Below are 21,228 nucleotides of genomic sequence, written 5' to 3'. Positions count from 1 at the left end.
CCGGCCGTGCCGTCCCGCTACGGGCGGTACTGCTGGGTCTCGTCGGCCGCACCGGACTGGTACGTGCCGCGCCCACCGGCCATCGTCGACTGCTCGTCGACCCGCGGCATGGCCTGGGTGCGGTCGCCCCCACGGTCAGCCATCTGCCGCTCCACGTCGCCGCGCCCGGCCGTCGTGGCCTGACGCTGCTGCTGCACCGCCCGAGCCTCCTCGGCAGCGCGGTCCAGCCAGCCGTCCCAGCGCCTCTGCATGGGCTTCACCAGGCCACCACCGACACCGACGATCAGGATGCCGGCCACCGTGGCGAGCACCGCGATCAGCACCGGCGTGGTCACCGTGGTGGCGATACCCACCTGGTTCAGCGCGGCGATCACGCCGAGCGCGATGATGAAGATCGCCGTCAGATCGGCCAGGACCTTGCCGTACGAGAGCCCGCCCAGCGCCCCGGTGACCAGATCGCGGACGGCGCTCGCGATCGCGGCCGCCACCACCACGACGATGATCGCCACGAAAGCGCGCGGCAGCCAGGCCACCACGCCGGCGATCAGGTCACTGATCGCGTTGGGTCCCCAGACCCCGAACGCGAACTGCAGCGTGAACAGCAGTACCGCGTAGTACGCCAGTCTGGCCAGAATGTCACTGGCGTCGTACTTCGTCCTCTCCAACGCTCGTTTGATGCCGCCGCGTTCGACCGCCCGATCGAAGTTCACCCGTTCCAGGGCCGCGTCCACGATTTTCAGGACCGCTCTGGCGATGAGCCAGCCGACCACGAGGATCACGATGAAGGCGACGGCCTTCGGGATGAAGAGCAGCACCGACCTCCAGGTGTCGGCGATGGCGTCACCGATGTCGGCCTGCCCGACCGCGAGGGTTTTCAGCATGATGTCCCTCCTGTCGCATGGACTCCGCCGGGCGCATACCCGGCCACCGGTACGGCAGTCCGCGCAACTCGCCGCGTTTTTTCCGACAAGTCGCCGGACAGCGACCCTGAACTGCCCGAACAGACACCGCGACGGGGCACGCCACGGCCCACGGGCATGATCGGATGCGGTCGCCGGACGGCCGGCTAGGCTGCGGACATGCCAGGAACGGTCGGGCGAGTCCCCACGCCAGCAACTCCGGTCCCGGGGGCGTCCACCGGGCACAGCGCTGCTGCCGCCGTACTCGCCCACGACTGGGCTGGCACCTCGCTCGGCCCGCCCGAGCGGTGGGACCCGGCGATCCGGGCCGTGGTCGAGCTGGTCCTCGCCTCGCCGATGCCGATGGCGCTGGCGTACGGCGACGACCTTGTCCTGCTCTACAACGACGGCTACGCCGAGCTGCTGGGCAGCAAGCACCCGACCGCCCTCGGCCGCCCGTCCGCCGAGGTGCACGCCGAGATCTGGGCGCTGCCCGGTGTCGGTGAGGTGATCGAGCGCGCCTACCGGCAGGGCGTGCCGTTCCTGGAGAAGGAGGCCACGCTCCCCATGGGCCGGGGCCGCTCCGGCGTGCCCGAGCAGGCGGTCTTCACCCGGAGCTACTCACCGGTGCACGACAGCACCGGGCAGATCGTCGGGATGCTGACGGTCGCCGCCGAGACCACCCACGTCACCGAGCAGTTGCAGAGCCTCAGCGAGGTCGCCGCCGCGCTCGCCGGCACCCTCACCCTCGATGACGTGGCCCGGGTGGCGCTGCGGTACGCGATCACCACGTTCGACGCCGACTCGGTCGCGTTCGCCGTCGACGAGGGCGGCGGCGGTTGGCGGATGGTGCGCCGGGTACGCGGCGAGCTGATGGACGAGGCCGACGAGCGGCTGCCGCCGCTCTGGCGACGTACCCCGGTGGACTGGTCGGCTCCGGTGGTGCAGGCGGCCCGCTCCGGCGCGTCGTCGTTCACCTACGACGGGCACCCGCTGCTGGAGACCGCGGTGGACCGCCACGATCAGAAGATCCGCGCGATGGCCGCGCTGCCACTGGGCACCTCGGTGGTCCACGGCGGGCTGGCGGTCGGCTACGGGGTGCCGCACACCTGGTCGGCCGCCGAGCGGGCACTGCTGGCCGCCTCGGCCGAGCTGATCGGCCAGGCGGCCGAACGGGCCCGCCGGTTCGAGACTCAGCATGGCACCGCACAGCTGCTGCAACGCAGCATGCTGCCGGAACACCTGCCGGCCCTTCCCCGGCTGCGGATCGCGGCCCGCTACGACCCGGGGGTGGACGGCAACGCGGCTGGCGGGGACTTCTACGACGCTTTCCTGCTGCCCACCGGTGGGCTCGGCGTCGTGCTGGGCGACGTGGCCGGGCACGACGTCCAGGCCGCGGCGCGGATGGGTCAGGTTCGTGCGGCGCTGCGCGCGCTGGCCCTGGCCGACCCGGCCCCGGATGCGGTGCTGACCGGGCTGGACCGGCTGGTGACCAGCCTGGGCGCGGAGGCCGGCACGCACGAACTGTTCGTCACCGTGGTGTTCGGGGTGGTCGACGCGGAGCGGCAGGAACTGACCCTGGCCAGCGCCGGCCACCCCGCGCCGCTGATCCGCCGCTGCGACCCGGACGGCCGCTCCCACGCCGAGTACGTGGACGTGCCGACCGGTCCCCCTCTGGGGCTGGGTGGCCGGCCGGCCACCACCACCGTCGCGTTCCGCCCCGGCGACACCCTGCTGCTGTTCAGTGACGGGGTGGTGGAGCGCCGTCGGCAGAGCCTCACCGCCGGCCTGGACGCCCTCGTTGATGCGATCGCCAAGGCCGGCAGCGGCGACCCTCGCGCGCTCTGCGCGGTGGCCACCGCCGCGGTGTCGGGCGGAACCGAGGACGACGTGGCGGTGCTGGCGGTCGAGCACGCGCTCAAACCGAGCCGGTCGGCGAGCATCGAGGTGCCGGCGGAACCGACCGCGCCCAGCCGGGTCCGGCACTGGATGACCGGTCAGCTCGCCGAGTGGCAGGTGCCCGAGTCGGTGATCGGCGCGGCGGTGCTGTGCACCAGCGAGTTGACCACCAACGCGCTGCTGCACGCCGGCACCGCCGCCCGGGTGGCGGTCGACCTCAGTCCTGAGCGGCTGCTGGTCTCGGTCGCCGATTCCGGCACCCGGGGCACCGTGACCCGGACCCGGACCGACACGTTGAGCAGTCGCGGGCGCGGGCTCGGCCTGATCGAGGAGCTCAGCGACGCCTGGGGCACCGACCCGACGGTCCGCGGCTCCACGGTCTGGTTCGAGATCCTCGTCCCGCCGGCCGAGGGCCTCTGAAACCGGCTGGGCGTTCCCGGGGCCTGGATGGATCAGCCGGGCACTGAGCGGGTAGGAGGACGCCCATGCGCACCGACCGACCCGCCGGGGTCCTCTTCGACGTCGACGGCACCTTGGTCGATACCACCTTCCTGCACACTGTGAGCTGGTGGGAGGCGCTCCGCCAGACCGACCAGCCGGTGCCGATGGCGACGGTGCACCGCTCGATCGGGATGGGTTCGGACAAGCTCCTGGACCACCTGCTCGGCCCGGAGCGGGACCGCGACGCCGACGGGAAGCTGCGCGACGCGCACGACACCCTGTACGCCGAGTACTGGGAGCGGCTCACGCCGCTGCCCGGGTCGGCGGACCTGCTGCGCGCATGCGCCGAGCGGGGGCTGCGGGTGGTGCTCGCCACCTCCGCCTCAGAACACGAGCTCGGCGCGCTGCGCCGGGCGTTGGCCGCCGACGACGTGATCGACACGGTCACCTCGTCGGCGGACGCCCAGCAGAGCAAGCCGGCCCCGGACATCCTGGTCGCCGCGCTGGACCAGTCCGGGCTGGCCGCCGAGCGGGTGGTCTTCGTCGGCGACTCGGTCTGGGACGTCGCGGCCGCCGGCAAGCTGGACATCCCGTGCGTCGGGCTCACCTGCGGCGGGACCAGCCGGGGTGAGCTGGCCGGCGCCGGCGCGGTGGCGGTGTACGACGATCCGGCCGCGCTGCTGGCCACACTGGACGATTCGCCCGTCATCCGGCCGCACTGAGGCTCACACCGGTTCCGGTCGCTGAGAAGGCTTACACGTACGGCCTCCGGGGCATGGTGTGTCACCACCTGCCCGCAACTCGTGGGCGCGGTCGGAGGGTGGCACGGTGGAGCCGGTAGACGTTGCTTTCGCGCTGGTGGGCGTGGGCGCCCTACTCGCAGGCATCCTGCCCCGGGTGCTGGAGCAACGCCCGCTGTCCATGCCGATCGCGTTCCTCGCCCTCGGCATGCTGGTCTTCGTCCTGCCGGTGGGGCTGCCGACCCCGGATCCGCTGGCCCATCCGGTGCTGACCACCCACCTGACCGAGATCGGGGTGATCGTCGCCCTGATGGGCGCCGGGCTCAAGATCGACCGGCCGTTGAGCTGGGCTCGGTGGTCGTCCACCTGGCGGTTGCTGGTCATCGCGATGCCGTTGTGCATCGCGGCGGTGGCGCTGCTCGGCTGGTGGTGGGCGGGGCTGGTGCCGGCCGCCGCGCTGCTGCTGGGCGCCGCCCTGGCACCGACCGATCCGGTGCTCGCCGCCGACGTGCAGGTCGGCGAACCGACCGACGTGGAGGATTCCGAGGACGAGGTCCGCTTCGCGTTGACCTCCGAGGCCGGCCTCAACGACGGGTTGGCGTTCCCCTTCGTCTACGCGGCCATCGCGATCGCCTCGACCAGCCTCGCCCCGAGCGACTGGCTGGTCGACTGGTTGACCGTCGACGTGCTCTGGAAGGTGGGCGTCGGGGTCGGTGGCGGGCTGCTCATCGGCTGGCTGCTCGGCAAGCTGTTCTTCCGGGCGCCCAGCCAGCTCCGGCTGGCCCGGCACGCCGAGGGCTTCCTGGCGCTGGCCGCCACGTTCCTGGCGTACGGGCTGGTGGAGGTGGTCGGCGGGTACGGCTTCCTGGCGGTCTTCGTGGCCGCCCGCGCGATCCGGGCCGCCGAGCGGACCCACGAGTTCCACTCCGTGCTGCACGACTTCGCCGAGCAGATCGAGCGGCTGCTCACCCTGGTGCTCCTGCTGCTGCTCGGTGGCGCGATCGTGGGTGGCCTGCTCGGCCCGCTGACCTGGCCTGCGGCGGCCGTCGGGCTGGCGCTGGTGTTCCTGGTACGGCCACTGGTCGGCTGGTTGTCGCTGCGGGGCGCACCGGGCCGACCGGCCGAGCACTGGGTGATCTCGTTGTTCGGCATCCGCGGGGTGGGGTCGTTCTACTACCTCGCGTACGCCACCACGAAGGCCGACTTCCCGCAGGCGGAGCTGCTCTGGGCCACCGTCGGGCTGGTGGTGCTCGTGTCCGTGGTGGTGCACGGCATCGCGGCGACCCCGGTCATGCAGTTGCTGGACCGCGAGGGCGAGCGGACCTCCGACCCGACCGAACGGGACACATCCACCCAGCCCGTCGCCGCCGGGCACGGCTGAACGCCAGCCCCGCCGGCCGGGACCTGCGTCAGGCGAGGCGAACTGCCAGGGCGCGACCGAGGTCCCGGCCGGAGCGCCAGGCACTCTGCACGCGGGGCTTGCCGAACGCGTCGCCGGCCAGGCCGATTCCGTCGGCGTCCAGGTGGTGCGTGTTGCCGTCGGCACCGGCGGTCGGCTGCGCGTACGTCCAGCGGTGCACGAGCACGTCGGCGGCCGCCTCGGGTAGTCCCAACAGGTCCCGGACCGCCTGCTCGATCGCCGGACCGGCCCCGGTGGGCTGGGCCAGGTGTCCGGCGGCGAACTCCGGCACGGTGTGCGCGACCAGCACCGGCCCCCCGTCGCCCCGCCGGTCGCCGTCGTCGCAGACCAGCTTGAGCACCGGGTGGTCGTTGACGAACGCGCCACGGAAGTCCGGCCAGCGCCGGCTCGGGAAGCGCAGCACAGCGGCCAGCGATGGCGACCACCGCTGCGCCTGGACGGCCCGGGTGGCGTCGGCCAGGTCCGGGTCGAGCAGCAGGGCCGCCTGCGGGCCCGGCATGGCCAGGGCGACCGCCGCGCACGGGTGGCCGTCCACGACAGGCCCGGGCTCCACGGTGAGCACCAACCGGTCGACGGTCACCGGCACCGCGCCGGCCAGGTGTTCGACCAGCGATCGCAGCCCGCGCGGCGCGGCGAAGCGCATCGGTCCGGGCACGTCGTGGCGCCCGTCCCGGTCGTACGCCTGGAAGGTGTCGGTCCATTCGCGGACCAGGCCGGTAGCGCGCCACCGCTCGACCACGGCGGCGAAGCCCGGGTCGTCGGCGGTGAAGTACGCGGCGCCGATGTCGGCGGGACGGCCCTCGAAGCGTTTGCTGGCCATCCGGCCGCCGCAGACGTGCCCCCGCTCCCGGACCTGCACCGGCACTCCGGCCGCGGCCAACTCCACCGCGCAGGCCACTCCGGCGATGCCCGCGCCGACCACCACCACGCCCGACCGGTCCACGCTCATCCGGTGATCGTAGGTGCCGGTGGGGGCAGCCGGCGGGCATGAACCGGCGGTGGAGGGGTCGCGGGTCAGCGGCGGGGGAGGCTGTGCAGGGTGACCTTGGTCAGGCCGGTGGCGTGGATTTCCGCGGTTTGATAGGTGGCATGGGGCTGGGAGCGGCGGTCGGTGGGTGAGCCGGGGTTGATCAGGCGGAGGCCACCGGGGGCCTCGGTGTCCCAGGGGATGTGCGAGTGACCGAAGACGAGCAGATCGACGTCGGGGAAACGGGCCGCGCACCGCTGCTCGCGACCGGGCCGCGGGCCGGTCTCGTGCACCACGGCCATCCGCAGGCCATCGAGGTCCGCCCGCGCCACCTCCGGCAGCCGGGCGCGCAACGCCGGGCCGTCGTTGTTGCCGTACACGCCGATCAGCCGGCGCGAGCGCGCGAGCATCTCGTCGAGCAGCGACTCGTCCACCCAGTCACCGGCGTGCACCACCACGTCCGCCGCCTCGATCGCCGCCCAGAGCGGCCCGGGCAGGTCCCGCGCGCGCTTCGGTAGGTGGGTGTCCGCAGTGAGCACCAGCCGCATCCGAGCATTCTCCCCCGAGACTCGGCCGTCCACCCGAGGGCCTTGATCTCCGGTCTCAGTGCTTCATCGGGGTGAAGTGCGGCGGAGCCATGCCGCGATGGCGTAGCGCCGGGTCCCGCTCGACGTCGGTGAGCTGACCCGCGGCGTTGATCAGGCCGATGTGCGAGAACGCCTGGGGGAAGTTGCCCAACTGCTCCCCGGTCAGCGGGTCGATCTGCTCGGCGAACAGACCGAGGTCGTTGACCCGACCGGCCAACGTGCCGAACAGCTCGTGCGCCCGGTCCCGCTCGCCGCTCAGCGCCAGACAACCCACCAGCCAGAACGAGCAGATGACGAAGCCCGCCGGGTCGCCGTCCCAGCGCCGCAGCAGGCCGTCGTGGGACAGCCGCCGCTCCACCGCGCGGACCGTCGAACGCATCCGCGAGTCGTCCGCCGGCAGGAACCCCACCAGCGGCATCACCAGCACCGAGGCGTCCAGGTCGTCGGAATCGAAACTTCCGGTGTACGCCCCGAGCTGGTCGTTCCACCCCCGTTCCAGCACCGTCGCGCGCACCTCGTCGCGGGCGGCCGCCCAGCGTGCCACGTCCTGCGACCCGCCGAGCCGTTCGCCGAAGCGGACCGCCCGGTCCAGCGCGACCCAGCACTGCACCTTCGAGGAGACGTGGTGGTGTTCGATCCCGCGCTCCTCCCACATGCCCGCGTCCGGCCGCCGCCAGTCCAGTACGGCCTGGTCGGCGAGCACCCGCAGCACGTGCTGCACCTCCGGTTCCATCGGTTCCAACTTGTCGCGCATCAGCCAGGCGGCGTCCAGCGCCTCGCCGAAGATGTCGGTCTGCCGCTGCCGCCACGCGTCGTTGCCGATCAGCACCGGCGGGCTGTGGCGGTAACCGGCGAGCTGGTCCAGGCGGTGCTCGGTGAGGTCCCGCTCCCCCTGCACCCCGTACATGATCGGCACCGGCTCCTCGCCGATCCGGCCCATCGCCCGACTCACCCAGGAGAACTGCCGCTGCACCTCGTCGAAGCAGGCTGACCGCCACAGCGCCCGCAGGGTGAGGCTGAAGTCGCGCACCCAGACGTAGCGGTAGTCGTAGTTCCGGGTTCCGCCCAGCTTCTCCGGCAGCGAGGTGGTCGCCGCGGCCACCACCGCCCCGCTCGGCCGGTACGTCATGCCCTGCACCACCAGCGCGCTGCGCCGCACCTGCTCTGGGTAACACCCCTGGTAGGGGTGCTCCCGGGTCCAGGACCGCCACCCGGCGACGGTGTCGGCGATCGTCCGATCGGCGTCCGGCACCTCCGGCGGCGGGGCGTCGTAGGTCGGGGCGTACCCGAGGGTGAAGTTGTGCACCGAGCCGGCGCGGGCGGTGAACGTCGTGGTGGCCTCACCCTCGCCACAGTCGAGCCGCATGGTGCCGCGCAGGGTGAGCCGGGCGGCCCCGGCGGTGGCCTCCAGCGTGCCGTCCCGCTCGATGAGGAACGCGGTGGTCCGCCCGTACTCGAAGCGGGGCCGGTAGTGCATCCGCATCGGGACCTCGCCGGAGAGGCTCTGCACGCTGCGCACCAGCACCTGCGGCGAGCGCAGCCCGATGTCGTGACCCCGGGCGCCGGGCTCGAAGGCGAGCGCGTCGGTCAGCGCCACCTCCCCCTGCCCGGTACGGAAGACGGTCCGCAGCACCAGGGTGTCGTCGAGGTAGCAGCGGTCGACGGTGTAGTCGCCCTCCGGTCGGATCGACCAGTGCCCGGCGCCGTCGTCGAGCAGCCGCCCGAACACCGACGGCGCGTCGAACCGGCCCGGGCACCACCAGTTCACCGATCCGGAGCGGTCCACCAGCGCCGCGCTGCGGCCGTCGGCGAGGAAGCCGTGGTCGCTGATCTGTCCGCTCTGCACCTGGCTACCTACCCGGGGCGTCCGGGCGCATTCCTGCCAGACGCGACGGCATCAACGGCGGTAGCTGGCGTTATCGGGCTGCGCAGGCGGGAACCCGGAGGGTTGACGAGGGAGGATGCTCATGACGTCAGCTTCAGGGCCGGCCGCCGCCTGGCGGTCCGCCAACCAGGGCGACCTGCTTCCGTCCGGGCCGGCAGGCCGTCTGTCGGCGCCGGCCGGTGACGGGCACGGGCCGGAAACCGGCCCGCCGACGGTGACTATCGGCTCATACCCGGACTATCCGTCCGCCCAGCGCGTGGTCGACTATCTCGCCGACAACCGCTTCCCGGTAGAGAACACTGCCATCGTCGGCACCAACCTCACGCTGGTGGAGACGGTGCTCGGCCGGATGACCACCGGACGCGCCGCCCTGCTCGGGGCCGGCACCGGCGCCTGGTTCGGGCTCTTCATCGGCCTGTTGTTCGGCATCTTCACCGTCGGAAACTGGCTGGCGGTGATTCTCGTCGGGCTGGTCATCGGCGCGATCTGGGGTGCCGTGTTCGGCGCGGTCGCGCACGCGATGACCGGCGGGCAGCGGGACTTCACCTCGGCCAGCTCGCTACGCGCCGGCCAGTACGCGGTGACCGTCGACGCGCAGCTCGCCGACCCGGCACGGCAGTTGCTGGGCCGGGTGAACATGCCAAGCTCGGCCACGAACGCCGGCTGAGCCACCGGTCGACCGGCCGTCCCGGCAGCACGCCGGGGCGGCCGTCAGCCGTGGTACGCCAGCTCGCCGGCCCGCAGGGGCACGTCGACCCGGTTCTCCGGCGGGGCGAGCGGGCAGGCCCAGCGCTCGTCGTACGCGCAGCTCGGGTTGTAGAGGTAGTTGGCGTCGAGCCGCACCCGGTCGCCGGGCAGCAGCTCGACGCCCCGGCCGAAGGTGCCCTTCACCGTGTCGGTGAGGTACCTGCCACCGCCGTAGGTCTCCTGCCCGCAGGTGCCGTCGCGCAGCGGCACGAACAGCCCTCCCCCGTACGCCTCGATCCACCACAGGGTCAGCGGCCCCCAGGGCGTCTCGGCAACCGCCACCCGCCGGTACGCCACGACCCCGTCCGGGCCGCCGGTGTCCACCCGCAGCTCACCGCTGGCCGGCCGCAGCGGCACCTCCACCACGGCTTCGGGGTTGGCCGGGAAGTAGCGCACCCCGGTGAAGCCGGGCCGCTCCGCGGGCGGGATCGGGCTCTGCGGGTGAGTCGCGAAGAGGTTGTCGCGGCCGGCGCGGAAGCCGGTCAGGTCGACGTCGGACAGGTACAGCCGGGCTACCCGCTCCCGCCAGTCGGCCAGCTCCAGATCATCCACACGTCGAGCCTAGGCCGTTGCCGTCCGTCACCGAGCGGTCTCCGGATCGGCGCTCTGGGCGGGCGGCCAGTTGCTGAGGACGGCGTCGAGGGCGTCCAGGGTGCGGGACCACGAGTCGTCCGTCGTACGCGCCGTGTGGCGGAAACCGCCGGTCCTCTCCAGGCTCACGAAGCCGTGGAACGTGCTGTGCATCATCCGTACCGCATCGGTCTGGTCGGGCTCGGGCAGCCGGTAGCCGCGCAGGATCGCCCGCGTCATCTCCGCGTGCCGGACGCCGGCGCTCGCGGCCGCCGTCTCCGGGTCGAGGTCGATCTGCATCGCGGCGTACCGACCCGGGTGCTGCTTCGCGTAGCCCCGGTAGGCGTTGGCGAAGGCCACCAGCGCGTCCTTGCCCGCGCGACCGGCCAGCGCGGCGCCGACCCGGTCGGCGAGCTCCGCGAGCGCCAGCAGCGCCACCCTGACCCGCAGGTCCTGCCCGTTCCTGATGTGGAAGTACAGGCTCGCGTCCTTGACGCCGAAATGTCGGGCGAGCGCCGCGACGGTCACGTTCTCCATGCCCGCCTCGTCGGCCAACTCCGCCGCGGCCAGGGTCAGGCGTTCGGCGGTCACCCCCGCACGTGCCATGCAGCACACTCCAAACCTAGTCACCTTAATCGTTTGCCTAGGATGGCTAGGCTACTACCTATGCTAGCGATAACCGAGCCCGCCATCCGCTCGTCTTTCGTCAACTGCACCCAGGGCGAGACGAAGCGGCTGGCCGTACCGAACGATCTCGCCCTACGCCCCTGGCACGATCTTGACTTCCTCGGGTGGCGGGACCCCGCCGCGGCCCAGCGGGCCTACCTGGTCGCCGAGTCCGACAGCGGGCTGGTCGGGGTGGCGTTACGGGTGGCCGCGCAGACCACCCGTGTCCGGCGCAGCATGTGCTCGCTGTGCCTGACCACCCACACCGGGGACGGCGTCTCGCTGATGACGGCCCGCAAGGCCGGGCGGGACGGGCGCCAGGGCAACTCCGTGGGCGTCTACATCTGCTCCGACCTGGCCTGCTCGCTCTACCTGCGCGGGAAGAAGGCCGGCGGGCGACGCCTGCACGAGACCATCACCCTGGACGAGAAGATCGAGCGAACGACGACCACCCTCGCCGCCTTCCTGCGCAAGGTGGTCGAGTGACGGCCGGCCCGCGAGTCGCTCAGCGGTCGGTGGCCAGCCGGGCGTGCAGGTGCTCGTCGTGGCGGCGGCCATCGCCGTACCGGTACGACTCGCGCAGCGTCCCCTCGGCGGGATAGCCGGCCCGGTCGGCGACCCGGCAGGAGGCCGCGTTGGCCACCGCGTGGCACAGCTCCACCCGGTGCAGTCCGACCTCGGTGAATGCCCAGTCGGTGAGCCGGACGACGGCGCGTACCGCCACCCCGCGCCCGCGCGCCGCCGGCACCGTCCAGTACCCGATGGACGCGTCGCCGTGGTGGATGTGGTGCAGCGACACCGAGCCCAGCAGCACGCCACCGGCCCCGGCGGTCACCGCCATCGAGGCGTGGTCGCCGGCGGACCAGTCGGCCCGGCGGCGCACCCAGAGCAGGGCGCTCTCGTCGTCGATCGGTCCGCCACCCTGCGGGTTCCACTGGGCGATGGCCGGGTCGCGTAGGGCGTCGCGTACCGCCGGGGCGTCCGTCTCCCGCCAGGGACGCAGCAACAGGTCGGCGGCGGTGAGCTGCACGTGTTCCACGACGCCGGAGTCTGGCACATCGCGGCGCGGCTCCGCCGCGGGATTCCCGCCGGATTCCTTCAAAGCTGCACGAGCCGCTCCGGTAGACCGCCAGGACGTGACCCACACGACTATTCAAGGCACTAGTTAAGTTTTTAAAGAGTGCTACCGTCATGGACGTGACCGAGAACCTGGACAGTGCCCGATCGGCCGCCTGGCGCGCCTACATCGAGGCAAGCCAGCGCCTCTACACCCAGCTGGAAGAGGACCTGCGCGCCGACAGCGACCTCAGCTTCGCCGACTACCACGTGCTGGTCCTGCTCTCCGAGGTGCCGGGGCAGCGGCTGCGGATGGGCGAGCTGGCTGGCCGACTGGTCTTCTCGCCCAGCCGACTGACGTACCAGATCTCCTCGATGCAACGCCGCGGCCTGGTCAGCAAGGAGTCCTGCCCGGACGACCGACGGGGCAGCGAGGCGGTGCTCACCGCCGCCGGGCTGCTCGCCCTGCGGGAAGCCGCACCCCACCATCTGGCGTCGGTGCGTACCCACCTGATGGACGACCTCGACGACGCCGAGGTCGCCTGCCTCACCCGGGTCTTCGACCGGCTCGGCGCCCGCCTACGGGCGGCCCGGGCGACCTCGACCACCCACGCCACGAACTAGGAGCCTTCGATGCCCGCGATCACCGTTGACAACGTTCTCGTCCTGCCGCGCCTGCCTCAGCTCGACGAGTCCACCAAGATCCGCCCGGTCCGCAAGGTGACCACCGCGCCCAGCGGCTTCGAGGGTGAGGGCTTCCCGGTCCGCCGGGCCTTCGCCGGGGTGCCGACCAGCGACCTCGACCCGTTCATCCACCTCGACCAGATGGGTGAGGTGGACTACGCGCCGGGCGAGCCCAAGGGCACCCCGTGGCACCCGCACCGCGGCTTCGAGACCGTCACGTACATCATCGACGGCGTCTTCGACCACCAGGACTCGCAGGGTGGCGGCGGCACCATCACCGACGGGGACACCCAGTGGATGACGGCCGGCAGCGGCCTGCTGCACATCGAGGCCCCGCCGGAGCACCTGGTGATGAGCGGTGGGCTCTTCCACGGCACCCAGCTCTGGGTCAACCTGCCCCGCTCCGCCAAGATGAACCCGCCCCGCTACCAGGACATCCGGGGGCGGGAGTCGGCGCTGCTCACCACGCCGGACGGCGGCGCGCTGATCCGGGTCATCGCCGGTGAGGTGGCTGGGCACCGCGGCCCGGGTTCCACCTTCACCCCGATCACCATCACCCACGTGACCGTGCAGCCGGGGGCGCAGGTTGACCTGCCCTGGCAGCCGGAGTTCAACGCCCTGGTGTACGTCCTCGGCGGGCGCGGCACCGTCGGCACCGACCGACGGCCGGTGCGTACCGGCCAGCTCGCGGTGCACGGTCCGGGCGACGCGCTGCGCTTCAGCGCGGACACCACGCAGGACAGCAACACCCCGGCGCTGGACCTCTACATCATGGGTGGTCAGCCGATCCGGGAGCCGGTGGCACAGTACGGCCCGTTCGTGATGAACACCCGGGACGAGCTGATCCAGGCGTTCGAGGACTTCCAGGCCGGCCGGCTCGGCGTGATTCCCACCGAGCGGCTGCCGCACACCGGTGGTCAGGGCGCTCGGCCCTGACCACGGTCGACCTCTGAGATCGGCGCCGGCGCCCCCGCTTCAACCCGGGGCCCGGCGCCACCTCAGGAGACCGCAAATATCCCAGCGACTCCCAGAATCACCATCACCAACACCGCTACCAGCGCCCCCCGTTCGCTCTCCACCGCCGGCTCGCGGTACTCGGTCACGGGGTTCGTCGTCTCGCGGGGCATGGTGTGGCCTCCTCGGTTGTCGCGCGTCGAACATGGCGGCGGTCAGGTCGACGGGTCCGTCGACCTGGCGTGCGGTTGCACGGCCGGGGTCCTACCGTGAGGACGTTGTCGACCTCGGGGAGGGCTGGACGTTGCCATTGCAGGACTGGTTCCTCACCGCGCAGGAACGCGCCAACCCGGTCTCTGAGTTACCCGTCTGGACCACCGGAAACCTCGCCGAGCCGTTGATTCACGGTGCGGCGTACTTTGACCGGCTGGTCGACGAGGTGGAGGCACTCACCGAGGGCGACCACCTGTTCTTCACCGACTGGCGGGGTGACCCGGACCAGCGGCTGCGCCCGGACGGCCCGACCGTGGCCCAACTCTTCGCCCAGGCCGCCCAGCGCGGGGTGGTGGTGAAGGGGCTGATCTGGCGCTCACACCTCGACGCGCTGTCCTACAGCGAGGCGGAGAACCGCGACCTCAGCGAGACGATCTCCGCGGCCGGCGGCGAGGTGCTGCTCGACCAGCGGGTCCGGCGCGGCGGCTCGCACCACCAGAAGCTGGTGGTGCTGCGGCACCCGGGTGCCCCGGAGCGGGACATCGCGTTCGCTGGCGGGATCGACCTGTGCCACAGCCGCCGTGATGACGCCGCGCACCGCGGCGACCCGCAGCCGGTGCAGATGTCTCCCCGGTACGGCCCGAACCCGCCCTGGCACGACGTGCAGCTCGCGGTGCGTGGCCCGGTGGTCGGCGCACTGGACACGGTGTTCCGGGAGCGCTGGACCGACCCGATGCCGCTGGACTCGGAGAACCCGATGGCCTACCTGCGGGACCGGCTACGCGGCGCCGACCTGCGCCCCGACCCGCTGCCCGAGCAGCCGGCCGAGCCGCCGTCCTGCGGGCCGCACCAGATCCAGGTGCTGCGCACCTACCCCGCCGTCCGGCCGCGCTACTCCTTCGCACCGGACGGCGAGCGGACCGTTGCCCGGGGCTACACCAAGGCGGTACACCGCGCGCGCCGCCTCATCTACCTGGAGGACCAGTACCTCTGGTCGACCGAGGTGGCGGACCTGTTCGCACACGCCCTGCGGGACAATCCGGAGCTGCACCTGATCGCCGTGGTGCCCCGGCACCCGGATGTGGACGGCAGGCTCGCGCTGCCACCGAACATGGTCGGCCGCGAGCAGGCGCTGTCGCTGTGCGAGCGGGCCGCGCCGGAGCGGGTGCACGTGTTCGACGTGGAGAACCACGCCGGTGACCCGGTCTACGTGCACGCGAAGGTCTGCGTGGTCGACGATCTCTGGGCCAGTGTGGGCAGCGACAACTTCAACCGCCGTTCCTGGACGCACGACAGCGAGTTGTCCTGTGCGGTGCTCGACGACACCCGTGACCCGCGGGAGCCCACCGATCCCGCCGGGCAGGGCGACGGGGCACGGGCCTTCGCCCGGGAGTTGCGGCTGCGGCTCTGGCGCGAGCACCTGGACCGCGACCCGGCCGGCGCGGACGACGCCGACCTGCTCGACCCGGCAGACGCCATCGCGACCGTCACGGCCGCCGCCGACGCGCTGCAACAGTGGTACGACGACGGCCAGGTGGGCGACCGTCCGCCCGGCCGGCTGCGCCCGCACCGCCCCGAGCGGCTGCCCTGGTACACGCGCCTGTGGGCGTTGCCGCTGTACCGGCTGGTCTACGACCCGGACGGCAGGCCGCTGCGGGCCAGGTTGGCCGGCACCTGGTGAACCTGCCGGGTCGGCTCGGGTAGGACGGCGGCGCCGTGCACGGTCAGCCCGCCCGGGTAGGCGAACGAGGAGCGCGGCGAGTAGTAGCCGAAGCCGATGGTCAGCGGGTTGGCGGGGCGGAGCGCGTACATCGGGTGCCCGGGCTGCAGGAACTCCACCGACTCGATCTCGAACGGCGCGACCGGCTCCGCCACGAACGGGTAGACCGAGCTGAGCAGTTGCCCGTCGCGGCGGGTGAAGTAGCGGTGGTGACCGCTGCTGATCACGTGGCCGGTCTCCCCCACCCGACATCGGGCCCGGATGAGCGGCGCTCCGTCGACCTCAGTCTCGGAGAGCAGGTCCTCACCGCCCACCTCGATACGCGTCCGTCCGGCGACCGTCGGGGCGCCGCGGGCGGCGGCGTACTCCCGGACCAGCCGGCTGGAGGCCACGTAGTGGGTCCACCAGCCGCCCGGGCTGAGCCCGCCGGGGGCGTCCACACCGACCAGCGAGACACCGAGGTAGGTCAGCGAGTAGGCGCCGAAGCCGGAGGTCTGCGTCTCGTCGTCGACGACGTACTGGTTGAGGAAGACCTGCCGGTCCGGGCGGGGGCGCAGCCCGGGCGGGACCAGGGCGGCGACCGCGTCCGGATCCGCCGGCAGCCAGCTGAAGTAGAGCGTGCGACTGTTCACGACGAGCTGGGGAGCGGCTGGATCGAGCACGGTGCCTCCGAACCGGGTCTGTACGGGCAACGCTACGGCCGGTCCCGCCAGCGGGACAAGGACGGATAGTCGATACATCGGCCCTGATGTCGGATTTCCTGTTGACCACTCAGGCGATCGGGGTGGCCGATCGGCCGGCTCGGGTGGGACGACCGGGGGCGCCACCTACCAGGTAAGGATCCTCACAGGCATCCGAAGATCCGCCCTATCTGCTCCCTTCGCTACTAAAAACACCTTAAGTACATCAACCTTTCGGCTAGATTTCGGGGAGACGATCAGGTTAAGGTGAGTCCCGAACGGCCCATACGAAGCTAAACCAAAGCGTCACGTCTTTTATCCGCGGACGAGGTGCAGGGAGGACCACCCATGACCGCGCCAACGATTAGCGAGCAGCCGACCACCACGGCCCGGAGCACCACGAAGCTGGACCCGCGGGCGCTCACCGACAGCGCCGCCGACCTGCTCAACGCCATGGCCGCACTGCCCGCCAACCACCCGTCGCGCCCCGCGCTGCGGGACCGGGCCATCGAGGCCTGGCTGCCGCTGGCCAACCACCTCGCCCACCGCTACAGCGGGCGCGGCGAGCCGACCGACGACCTGGCGCAGACCGCCGCGATCGGCCTGATCAAGGCGATCGACAAGTTCGACCCGTCCCGCGGCGTCGACTTCGCCGGGTACGCCATCCCCACCATCATCGGCGAGCTCAAGCGGCACTTCCGCGACCGCACTTGGGACATCCGGGTGCCCCGCCGGCTCCAGGAGCTGCGGCTGGCCATCTCCGACGCCAACAGCTCGCTGCTGCAGACCCTCGGCCGGTCGCCGACGGTCGCCGACATCGCCGCCCACCTCAAGCTCACCGAGGAAGAGGTCCTGGAGGGCCTGGAGGGCGCCCGCGCGTACAACGCGGTGTCGCTGTCCACCCCGACCGGCGACGGCGAACGGGCCACCGAGCTGGGCGACATGCTCGGCGGCGAGGACTTCCAGTTCGAGCTGGCCGAGCTGCGGGTCGCCCTCGGCCCAGCGCTGGCCACGCTCGACGAGCGGGAGCAGAAGATCCTCACCCTGCGGTTCTACGGCAACCTGACCCAGTCGCAGATCGCCGACCAGATCGGCGTTTCGCAGATGCACGTCTCCCGGCTGCTGACCCGGGCTCTGACCAAGCTGCGCGGCCAGCTCGACGGCGCGTACTAGGCGGTTCGGCGGTTGAGGGCCGGGTCGGCGGACCCGGCCCTCAACCGTCCGCACCGGTTGTCACGCGAACGTGACAACGGGTCCGCTCGGCGTCCGGCCGGGTCGCTCCCCTCGGGGCAGCGACCCGGCCGGTCCCGTCAGCGGCCGACCGGCTCCCGCCACATCGGCCAGAACGGCGTGCCGTCGGGCACCCGGAACGGCTCGCCGGCCCGGTAGCCGTGCCGCGCGTACAGGTCGCGGCTGCGAGCGCTGCTCGCCTCCAGGTAACCCGGCATCCCGTTCTCGTCCAGCCACCCGTGGTGGTGCGCCAGCAGCGCGGTCCCCAGCCCCTGCCCCTGCCGGCCCGGCTGGGTCGCCAGGAAGGCCAGGTGGTGGTGGTCAGGATGCGGGTGATTGGCCGCGAACAACTCGTCGAGATGCTGGAACCGGTCGGTCCACTCGCCGCAGGCGGCGGCGAGCCGGGCGTCGTAGTCCGTCGGCGGCGGCGCCGGCTCACCGACCGACGGGAACCAGACGGCTACCGCGGACCGGTCCGCGGTGGCGTGGACGAGGCCGTGCCGCATCGCGTGCTCGACCAGGATCTCGAAGTTCCCCGCCAGCACGGCCTCGCGCTTGCTCGCGTCGGGCACCAGCCAGTGCGTCACCTCCAAGGCGGTGAACGCCTCGGCGATCCGGCCGGCCACCAGCGCGGTGTCCTCCGGCCCGAGCCGGTCGATGGCCACGCTCACCGGGATACCTCCGCGCCGGCCGGTGCCGGCGGCTGCTCCACCGGCGGCACCGCGGCAGCGGCGCTCGCGCCGAGGCCGATCCGGGCGTACGTGTCCGGACGCCTCTTGCGCAGCACCAGCGCCCAGTTGACGCCCAGGGCGGCCGCCACCGGGTAGACGGCGGGCAGCGCCCAGCGCAGCGGGGAGTCCGGCGCGACGCCGAGCAGGTTGGCGAAGTTCGACACGGCCAGCCAGATGATCACGACGAGCGCGACGGTGGCCAGGCCGGGTGCGATGAGCCGCCGCCACAGCGTCTCGCCGCCGCCGGACCGGACGAAGTAGGCGATCACCGCCACCGAGGTGGTGGCGATCAGCAGCAGCACGCCGAAGCCACCGGTGGTGCCGACCCAGAAGAACAGCTTGATCACCGGATCCCAGCCGTTGACCGCGTACAGCAGGATGACCAGCAGGCCGAACACGCTCTGCGCCAGCGAGGCGGCCCGCGGCGCGCCGCTGCGGGGCGAGGTCTGCCCGAACACCGCCGGCAGCACCCGCTCCCGGCCGAGCGCGAACGCGTAGCGGGCCGTGGTGTTGTGGAAGGAGATCATCGCGGCCAGCACCGAGGTCAGGAAGAGTGCCTGGCCGATGGTGACCGCGGTGTCGCCGAGGTGCTCCCCGGCCAGGTTGAAGATCAGCCCGACGCTCTGCTCGCCAGCCGCGGCGACGATCTGGTCCGGACCGACGGCGACCGTCATGGTCCAGGCGGAGAGCGCGTACAGCACGGCGATGATCCCCACCGAGAGGTACGTGGCCACCGGCACCGTCCGCTTCGGATCCTTGCTCTCCTCGCTGAAGACCACCGCGGACTCGAAGCCGACGAACCCGAGGATGGCCAGCACCAGCACCGCGCCGACCCCGGGCACGAAGAGGTTGTCCGGCGAGAACGCGGCGAAGCTGACCTCGCCGCCGGCCGGATTGCCGAGCTGTCCCAGGTCGAAGATCAGGATCACCACGATCTCGGCGACCAGCAGCGCCGCCAGCACCATGCCGTTGATGTCCACCCGGAGCAGGCCGAGCAGGCCGACCAGTGCCCACGCCACCAGGGCGACGATCGACCAGTGCGGGTGCCCGCCGAAGATCCGGTCGAGCACCGGCTCGGCGGCTACGCCGATGGTGCCGTAGAGCCCGACCTGCAGCGCGTTGTACGCGGTCAGCGCCACCCAGGCGGCGGCCACGCCGGCCGGTCGGCCCAGACCACGGGAAATGTAGGCGTAGAAGGCGCCGGCGTTCTCCACCCGGCGGGACATCGCGACGTAGCCCACCGAGAACAGGGCGAGCACCGCGGCGACCACCAGGAAGGCCAGCGGGATGCCGGTCACCCCGACCACGCCGTAGCCGGTGGTGACCACACCGGCCACCACGGTCAGCGGCGCGGCGGCGGAGAGCACGAAGAAGATCACCGAGGGGATGCCAAGGCGGCCTCGGGCAAGAGATTCGGAGACGTTGCTGGGTCGCTGGACTGTCGATGTCGGGGGCATACCACTACTCCGGTTGTCGAGGAGGGGGTTACCGGGGAATCAGGGGGCGCCACGCAGCACTGCGGCGCCAACGGCGGCCTCGGTGTGCCCGACGAGTTCCTTCAGGGGCGCCGGCAGCGCCGGGATGAGGACGTTCAACCGGTGGTGGGCGCGGGGTCCGGCGCTCCAGAGCACCTCTCGGGTCAGCCCGGCGGCCACGACCAGGCCGAGCAGCAGGGCGTCCGGCACGCTCGGTGGGTCCGGACGGTCCAGCAGGGCCCGCAGCCGGGTGGCTGGCCAGGCCACCGCGTTGAGGTCGATCGGCACGTAGCTGACCGAGGTGCGCAGCAGCCGGCGGCTCTCCTGGCGGCGCAGCACACCGGCCCGGGCCAGCCGCTCCCCCACCGAGGTCGTCGCGCTCTGCGCCAGGAAGCTGAGCCAGGTGCTGACCGCCTGATGCTGGGACTCGCCGATCATCTGGTCGAGCACGGTGTGCGCCAGCGCGTCGGCCGGTGGGCGTCGGTCGACGAGGGTGATCCGTCCGCTCGAGACGGTGATGTGTCCATACAGGATCAACTCACCGAGCAGCCCACCGGCCAGCCCGAGCCCGGTCGCGGCCGGATGCAGTTTGGCCTTGCCACGGCTGTCGTTGTGAGCGATCAGGAAGAACTCGTCGGCGATGAGCAACGGTCCTCCCGCACGGATGTGTCCACAGTGATCGCGACCGGGAAAGGATGCACCGACAGCTACTGCAATGCAACTCCCAGATTTGAAAGTTGCACTCCGTGCATGTGCGACCTGCGGATCTTGTCGTGACAGACTCGGACGGTGACCGCCACCCCCGCCATCCGACCCGCCGCCAGTCCGACCGTGCGCCGTCGACGAATCGCTCGGGAGCTCCGCCAGCTCCGGGAACGCGCGGGCATGACCCTCGATGTCGCCGCGCGCCAGCTCGACATGTCCAAGAGCAACCTCTCCCGGATCGAGACCGCCCAGATCGGCATCAAGCCGCGCGACGTCCGGGCGGCGCTCGCGCTCTACGAGGTGACCGGGGCGGACGCCGAGGCGCTGATCGAGATCGCCCGGGGTGCACAGCAGCGCGGCTGGTGGCAGAACTACAGCGACGTACTGCCCGAGTGGTTCGAGTTCTACGTCGGGCTGGAGGCCGAGGCGGCGGCGCTGCGCACGTACGAGGCCGAGTCGGTGCCGGGGCTGTTGCAGACCCAGGCGTACGCCCGGGAGATCTACCGGCGCACCGCCGGCGAGGACGGCGTGGAGCGCAAGGTGGCGGCTCGGCTGCACCGGCAGGAGGTGCTGCGCCGCGACAACCCGGTCCAGTTGTCGGCGGTGGTCAACGAGGCGGTGCTGTTGCGCCCGGTCGGCGGCGCCGCCGTGATGGCCGAACAGTTGGTCCACATGAGCCGGATCGCGCAGTTACCCAACGTCACAATCCAGGTACTGCCGTTCGCGGCCGGCGGGCACCCCGCGATGAGCACACCGTACGTGATCCTCAACTTCGCCGAGGCCGCCGACGCGTCCGTGGTTTACCTGGATAACCTCACGATGGGACTGGCGCTGGAGGATGCCGATCAAGTGCTCGGGTATAGCCTTCTGCACGAGGAGCTTTGCCGGATGGCGCTCGATCCGGCGGCGTCGTTGACCCGCATCGAGCAGGCTTCTCGTAACTTTGCGTGACCGCTTCT

At 71.9% G+C, this 21,228-nt stretch carries 22 protein-coding genes; 10 read left to right on the top strand and 12 right to left on the bottom strand.

Going from position 1 to position 21,228, the window contains the following annotated elements; translation table 11 throughout:
- Positions 1 to 17: 17 nt before the first annotated feature.
- The gene (locus tag ABZV00_RS24580; protein WP_355609968.1) at positions 18 to 881 is read right to left on the bottom strand and encodes a hypothetical protein; all 864 of its coding nucleotides are present in this window, start codon (positions 879 to 881) and stop codon (positions 18 to 20) included.
- A gap of 198 nt (positions 882 to 1,079) precedes the next feature.
- On the opposite strand from ABZV00_RS24580, the gene ABZV00_RS24575 reads away from it, so the two are divergent.
- From ABZV00_RS24575 to ABZV00_RS24565, 3 genes are all read left to right on the top strand, one after another.
- Positions 1,080 to 3,218, top strand: a complete 2,139-nt coding sequence (locus tag ABZV00_RS24575; RefSeq protein ID WP_355609966.1) for a SpoIIE family protein phosphatase — start codon at positions 1,080 to 1,082, stop codon at positions 3,216 to 3,218.
- 65 nt (positions 3,219 to 3,283) lie between these two features.
- Entirely contained in the window at positions 3,284 to 3,961 is a 678-nt protein-coding gene (locus tag ABZV00_RS24570) for an HAD family hydrolase (RefSeq protein WP_355609964.1), read from the top strand.
- Between the two features lie 106 nt (positions 3,962 to 4,067).
- Positions 4,068 to 5,360 (top strand): cation:proton antiporter, encoded by a 1,293-nt coding sequence (locus ABZV00_RS24565; protein WP_355609962.1) that lies wholly within the window; start codon positions 4,068 to 4,070, stop codon positions 5,358 to 5,360.
- Positions 5,361 to 5,388: 28 nt separating this feature from the next.
- On the opposite strand, the gene ABZV00_RS24560 is transcribed toward ABZV00_RS24565, so the two are convergent.
- From ABZV00_RS24560 to ABZV00_RS24550, 3 genes are all read right to left on the bottom strand, one after another.
- On the bottom strand, positions 5,389 to 6,348 hold the full coding sequence (locus tag ABZV00_RS24560) for an FAD-dependent oxidoreductase (protein WP_355609960.1): 960 nt from the start codon (positions 6,346 to 6,348) through the stop codon (positions 5,389 to 5,391).
- Positions 6,349 to 6,413: 65 nt separating this feature from the next.
- Positions 6,414 to 6,914 carry a YfcE family phosphodiesterase gene (locus tag ABZV00_RS24555; RefSeq protein WP_355609958.1) on the bottom strand — a complete coding sequence of 167 codons (501 nt, stop codon included), beginning with the start codon at positions 6,912 to 6,914 and terminating at the stop codon, positions 6,414 to 6,416.
- A 55-nt stretch (positions 6,915 to 6,969) separates the two neighbouring features.
- A complete protein-coding gene (locus ABZV00_RS24550; protein ID WP_355609956.1) occupies positions 6,970 to 8,799 on the bottom strand; it encodes a glycoside hydrolase family 15 protein in 1,830 nt (609 codons plus the stop codon).
- Positions 8,800 to 8,920: 121 nt separating this feature from the next.
- On the opposite strand from ABZV00_RS24550, the gene ABZV00_RS24545 reads away from it, so the two are divergent.
- On the top strand, positions 8,921 to 9,505 hold the full coding sequence (locus ABZV00_RS24545; RefSeq protein ID WP_355609954.1) for a general stress protein: 585 nt from the start codon (positions 8,921 to 8,923) through the stop codon (positions 9,503 to 9,505).
- Between the two features lie 44 nt (positions 9,506 to 9,549).
- Here the strand turns inward: ABZV00_RS24545 and ABZV00_RS24540 are convergent, their stop codons facing one another.
- Entirely contained in the window at positions 9,550 to 10,137 is a 588-nt protein-coding gene (locus ABZV00_RS24540) for a DUF1684 domain-containing protein (protein ID WP_355609952.1), read from the bottom strand.
- Between the two features lie 27 nt (positions 10,138 to 10,164).
- Positions 10,165 to 10,761 carry a TetR-like C-terminal domain-containing protein gene (locus ABZV00_RS24535; RefSeq protein ID WP_328425823.1) on the bottom strand — a complete coding sequence of 199 codons (597 nt, stop codon included), beginning with the start codon at positions 10,759 to 10,761 and terminating at the stop codon, positions 10,165 to 10,167.
- A 60-nt stretch (positions 10,762 to 10,821) separates the two neighbouring features.
- Between ABZV00_RS24535 and ABZV00_RS24530 the strand changes: the two genes are divergently transcribed.
- Positions 10,822 to 11,307 (top strand): FBP domain-containing protein, encoded by a 486-nt coding sequence (locus ABZV00_RS24530; RefSeq protein ID WP_328425821.1) that lies wholly within the window; start codon positions 10,822 to 10,824, stop codon positions 11,305 to 11,307.
- A 19-nt stretch (positions 11,308 to 11,326) separates the two neighbouring features.
- Here ABZV00_RS24530 and ABZV00_RS24525 read toward each other — a convergent pair whose 3' ends face one another.
- Entirely contained in the window at positions 11,327 to 11,860 is a 534-nt protein-coding gene (locus ABZV00_RS24525; protein WP_355609949.1) for a GNAT family N-acetyltransferase, read from the bottom strand.
- Positions 11,861 to 12,018: 158 nt separating this feature from the next.
- On the opposite strand from ABZV00_RS24525, the gene ABZV00_RS24520 reads away from it, so the two are divergent.
- Positions 12,019 to 12,501: a MarR family transcriptional regulator gene (locus ABZV00_RS24520; RefSeq protein ID WP_328425817.1), complete on the top strand. Its 483-nt coding sequence runs from the start codon at positions 12,019 to 12,021 to the stop codon at positions 12,499 to 12,501.
- A 9-nt stretch (positions 12,502 to 12,510) separates the two neighbouring features.
- The gene (locus tag ABZV00_RS24515; RefSeq protein WP_328425815.1) at positions 12,511 to 13,497 is read left to right on the top strand and encodes a pirin family protein; all 987 of its coding nucleotides are present in this window, start codon (positions 12,511 to 12,513) and stop codon (positions 13,495 to 13,497) included.
- 62 nt (positions 13,498 to 13,559) lie between these two features.
- Here ABZV00_RS24515 and ABZV00_RS24510 read toward each other — a convergent pair whose 3' ends face one another.
- On the bottom strand, positions 13,560 to 13,688 hold the full coding sequence (locus tag ABZV00_RS24510) for a hypothetical protein (protein ID WP_255421212.1): 129 nt from the start codon (positions 13,686 to 13,688) through the stop codon (positions 13,560 to 13,562).
- Between the two features lie 131 nt (positions 13,689 to 13,819).
- Here ABZV00_RS24510 and ABZV00_RS24505 point away from each other — a divergent pair, with 131 nt between their 5' ends.
- Positions 13,820 to 15,409: a phospholipase D-like domain-containing protein gene (locus ABZV00_RS24505; RefSeq protein WP_355609947.1), complete on the top strand. Its 1,590-nt coding sequence runs from the start codon at positions 13,820 to 13,822 to the stop codon at positions 15,407 to 15,409.
- On the opposite strand, the gene ABZV00_RS24500 is transcribed toward ABZV00_RS24505, so the two are convergent.
- Positions 15,358 to 16,110 carry a hypothetical protein gene (locus ABZV00_RS24500; protein WP_328425808.1) on the bottom strand — a complete coding sequence of 251 codons (753 nt, stop codon included), beginning with the start codon at positions 16,108 to 16,110 and terminating at the stop codon, positions 15,358 to 15,360. The genes ABZV00_RS24505 and ABZV00_RS24500 overlap by 52 nt on opposite strands.
- A gap of 366 nt (positions 16,111 to 16,476) precedes the next feature.
- Here ABZV00_RS24500 and ABZV00_RS24495 point away from each other — a divergent pair, with 366 nt between their 5' ends.
- Positions 16,477 to 17,301 (top strand): SigB/SigF/SigG family RNA polymerase sigma factor, encoded by an 825-nt coding sequence (locus tag ABZV00_RS24495; protein ID WP_355609945.1) that lies wholly within the window; start codon positions 16,477 to 16,479, stop codon positions 17,299 to 17,301.
- Positions 17,302 to 17,438: 137 nt separating this feature from the next.
- Here the strand turns inward: ABZV00_RS24495 and ABZV00_RS24490 are convergent, their stop codons facing one another.
- From ABZV00_RS24490 to ABZV00_RS24480, 3 genes are read right to left on the bottom strand one after another with little or no spacing between them, the layout of a single operon-like run.
- Entirely contained in the window at positions 17,439 to 18,029 is a 591-nt protein-coding gene (locus ABZV00_RS24490; protein WP_355609943.1) for a GNAT family N-acetyltransferase, read from the bottom strand.
- Positions 18,026 to 19,546 carry an APC family permease gene (locus ABZV00_RS24485; RefSeq protein ID WP_355609941.1) on the bottom strand — a complete coding sequence of 507 codons (1,521 nt, stop codon included), beginning with the start codon at positions 19,544 to 19,546 and terminating at the stop codon, positions 18,026 to 18,028. The genes ABZV00_RS24490 and ABZV00_RS24485 overlap by 4 nt, the downstream gene beginning before the upstream one ends.
- A gap of 39 nt (positions 19,547 to 19,585) precedes the next feature.
- Positions 19,586 to 20,212, bottom strand: a complete 627-nt coding sequence (locus ABZV00_RS24480; protein WP_355609939.1) for a GPP34 family phosphoprotein — start codon at positions 20,210 to 20,212, stop codon at positions 19,586 to 19,588.
- A 183-nt stretch (positions 20,213 to 20,395) separates the two neighbouring features.
- On the opposite strand from ABZV00_RS24480, the gene ABZV00_RS24475 reads away from it, so the two are divergent.
- Positions 20,396 to 21,220, top strand: coding sequence for a helix-turn-helix transcriptional regulator (locus ABZV00_RS24475; RefSeq protein ID WP_355610018.1), 825 nt, complete (start codon positions 20,396 to 20,398; stop codon positions 21,218 to 21,220).
- Positions 21,221 to 21,228: the final 8 nt, after the last annotated feature.

The organism is Micromonospora sp. NPDC005173 (assembly GCF_040608515.1).
Lineage (GTDB): Bacteria > Actinomycetota > Actinomycetes > Mycobacteriales > Micromonosporaceae > Micromonospora.
This window is presented reverse-complemented; position numbering and strand designations above follow the sequence as displayed.

Coding starts and splice junctions, on each gene's coding strand:
- ABZV00_RS24580 (WP_355609968.1), bottom strand. CDS start 881: ATGCTGAAAACCCTCGCGGTCGGGCAGGCCGACATCGGTGACGCCATC.
- ABZV00_RS24575 (WP_355609966.1), top strand. CDS start 1,080: ATGCCAGGAACGGTCGGGCGAGTCCCCACGCCAGCAACTCCGGTCCCG.
- ABZV00_RS24570 (WP_355609964.1), top strand. CDS start 3,284: ATGCGCACCGACCGACCCGCCGGGGTCCTCTTCGACGTCGACGGCACC.
- ABZV00_RS24560 (WP_355609960.1), bottom strand. CDS start 6,348: ATGAGCGTGGACCGGTCGGGCGTGGTGGTGGTCGGCGCGGGCATCGCC.
- ABZV00_RS24555 (WP_355609958.1), bottom strand. CDS start 6,914: ATGCGGCTGGTGCTCACTGCGGACACCCACCTACCGAAGCGCGCGCGG.
- ABZV00_RS24545 (WP_355609954.1), top strand. CDS start 8,921: ATGACGTCAGCTTCAGGGCCGGCCGCCGCCTGGCGGTCCGCCAACCAG.
- ABZV00_RS24535 (WP_328425823.1), bottom strand. CDS start 10,761: ATGGCACGTGCGGGGGTGACCGCCGAACGCCTGACCCTGGCCGCGGCG.
- ABZV00_RS24530 (WP_328425821.1), top strand. CDS start 10,822: ATGCTAGCGATAACCGAGCCCGCCATCCGCTCGTCTTTCGTCAACTGC.
- ABZV00_RS24515 (WP_328425815.1), top strand. CDS start 12,511: ATGCCCGCGATCACCGTTGACAACGTTCTCGTCCTGCCGCGCCTGCCT.
- ABZV00_RS24510 (WP_255421212.1), bottom strand. CDS start 13,688: ATGCCCCGCGAGACGACGAACCCCGTGACCGAGTACCGCGAGCCGGCG.
- ABZV00_RS24495 (WP_355609945.1), top strand. CDS start 16,477: ATGACCGCGCCAACGATTAGCGAGCAGCCGACCACCACGGCCCGGAGC.
- ABZV00_RS24485 (WP_355609941.1), bottom strand. CDS start 19,546: ATGCCCCCGACATCGACAGTCCAGCGACCCAGCAACGTCTCCGAATCT.